This window comes from Actinomadura geliboluensis, from assembly GCF_005889745.1.
Taxonomy (GTDB): domain Bacteria; phylum Actinomycetota; class Actinomycetes; order Streptosporangiales; family Streptosporangiaceae; genus Spirillospora; species Spirillospora geliboluensis.
This window is the reverse complement of sequence record NZ_VCKZ01000684.1, coordinates 1-2163: the sequence shown is the minus strand read 5'-3', so window position 1 is coordinate 2163 and position 2163 is coordinate 1. Positions and strand designations below refer to the sequence as shown.

2 protein-coding genes are annotated in these 2163 nt (G+C 69.2%); both read right to left on the bottom strand.

All coding sequences use genetic code 11. The features are described 5' to 3' along the window. Window positions 1-284: 284 nt before the first annotated feature. Window positions 285-1031 (bottom strand): TetR/AcrR family transcriptional regulator, encoded by a 747-nt coding sequence (locus tag ETD96_RS43480; protein ID WP_171069536.1) that lies wholly within the window; start codon window positions 1029-1031, stop codon window positions 285-287. Between the two features lie 53 nt (window positions 1032-1084). Beyond that, a complete protein-coding gene (locus tag ETD96_RS43475; protein WP_138642305.1) occupies window positions 1085-2038 on the bottom strand; it encodes an acyl-CoA desaturase in 954 nt (317 codons plus the stop codon). Window positions 2039-2163: the final 125 nt, after the last annotated feature.

Genomic DNA, 2163 nt, shown 5'->3' with positions numbered 1-2163 from the left:
GGACGTGATCGTCCAGATGAACATAGAGTGCGGTCAGAAGGGCGTCCAAGTCAGTCTTCACACACCGACCATGGGCGCCCTTCGCCGTGCCCGCACCCGGTTCAGCAATTTCCCATCAACGATCTAGACGGGATGCCGCCCCGCCGCCGAGGGAAGCGACTCGTTCCCCTGCGGTGCTCGACTCGGACGGAAGGGCGGCGTCCGTAGCTCCCGGACTCGCGACCCGAGCCCGGCGACCCCTGGCCGGTGGCCGCCCGGACGAACTCCGGCGGCCACCGGCCGTCTCACGTCGAGGGGTCGGCGATGCCGTCCAGCTCCCGGCGCGCCCGGCGCCGCTCCTTCTCCGCCCTCGCCGCCGCCTTCTCCTCGGCCTTCTCGGCCTTCGCCGCGGCCTTCTCGGCGGCCCGCTCCCGGCGCTCCAGCTCCTTGCGCCGCCGGCGCGGGTCCAGCGACGGCTTCGGCTCCAGCGCCGCCAGGCCGTTCCAGGCGAGGTTCACCACGTGCGCGGCGACCTCCTCCCGGCGCGGCTTGCGGACGTCCAGCCACCACTGGCCCGTCATCGCGACCATGCCGACCAGCATCTGCGCGTACATGGGCGCGAACTTGTCGTCGTAGTCGTGCCGGTCGAACTCCTGCGCGAGGACGTACTCCACCTCGCCCGCTATCTCGCTCAGCAGGCTGGCGTAGCTGCCGGTGCCCGTGCCGCCGTGCGAGTCGCGGACGAGGATCCGGAACCCGTCCGGATGGCTCTCGATGTACTCCAGCAGCGCCAGCGCCGCCTTCTCCAGCTTCCCGCGGTAGTGGATGGCCGAGTTCAGCGCGTCCGTGACCAGCCGCAGGAGCCGCTCGAACTCGCGGTCGACGACGACCGCGTAGAGCCCCTCCTTGCCGCCGAAGTGCTCGTACACCACGGGCTTCGACACGCCGGCCGCGGAGGCGATCTCCTCCACCGAGGTGCCGTCCAGGCCGCGGTCGGCGAACAGCGACCGGCCGATGTCGAGCAGCTGCTCGCGGCGTTCCTTGCCCGTCATCCGCTTTCTGCGGGACCTGGGAGCGGGATCTGTCACGGGATCAATTGTGGCGGTCAAACCGCCTGCTTCGTGCGTTTCGCCGCCAGCCTGTCGCTGTTCGGCCACCGGACGTCGTGCGCCCAGCCCGCCTTCTCGAACGCCTGGATGATCCGCGCGCTGATGTCGACCTGCCCCTTCAGCACGCCGTGCCGCGCGCACGTCGGGTCCGAATGGTGCAGGTTGTGCCACGATTCGCCCAGCGACGGGATCGCCAGCCACCACACGTTGCGGGACTTGTCGCGGACCTCGAAGTCCTCGGTGCCGAACGTGTGGCAGATCGAGTTGATCGACCACGTCACATGGTGCACCAGCGTGATCCGGACCAGCCCGGCCCAGAACAGCGCGGTCAGGAAGCCAGTCCAGGACATCGTGATCAGCCCGCCGAGCACCGCCGGCAGCAGGAACGACACCGCGACCAGCCCGGGGAACGCGAGGTGGATGCGCCGGATGTCCCGGTCGTTCAGCAGGTCCTTCGCGAACCGCTTCTTGGACGTCCGGTTGGCGTCGAACAGCCAGCCGTAGTGCGCCCAGGCCAGGCCCTTCGCCAGCGCCTTCCAGTCGTCCCCGAACCGCCACGGCGAGTGCGGGTCGAACTCCTTGTCGGAGTGCTTGTGGTGCCGCCGGTGGTCGGCGACCCACGTGATGACCGGCCCCTCCACGGCCAGGCTCCCGGCCAGCGCCATGAAGATCTTCAGGCCGCGCCTGGCCTTGAAGGACCCGTGCGTGAAGTACCGGTGGTACCCGACCGTGATGCCCCCCGCGGACAGGACGTAGAACACCGCGGTGAGCACGACGTCCGTCCAGCCGAGGAACCGGCCCCACGCCAGCGGGACCGCCGCGAACAGTGCCAGGAACGGCACGCCCGTGAACGCGGCGATGAGCACCCGTTCCGCGGTGCCGCGCGCCTCGGGCGCGAACTCTGGCCGCGGTTGCGGTCGAGGGGGGTCCATGGTCGGAGCCGTTGTCATGCGTCACCACTTCCTGCGACTAGGTGAGCCTTACTTACGCCAACGTAACCTACGCAAGCGTAGGTTGCCCAGAGTCGAACCGTAAATTCAGCAAGAAACTGCCCCTCAGGCCACAAACCCCTCAC

What these genes read in the sequence shown, in the direction of transcription:
- ETD96_RS43480 (WP_171069536.1), bottom strand. Translation starts at nt 1,031, where the DNA reads ATGACGGGCAAGGAACGCCGCGAGCAGCTGCTCGACATCGGCCGGTCG.
- ETD96_RS43475 (WP_138642305.1), bottom strand. Translation starts at nt 2,038, where the DNA reads ATGACAACGGCTCCGACCATGGACCCCCCTCGACCGCAACCGCGGCCA.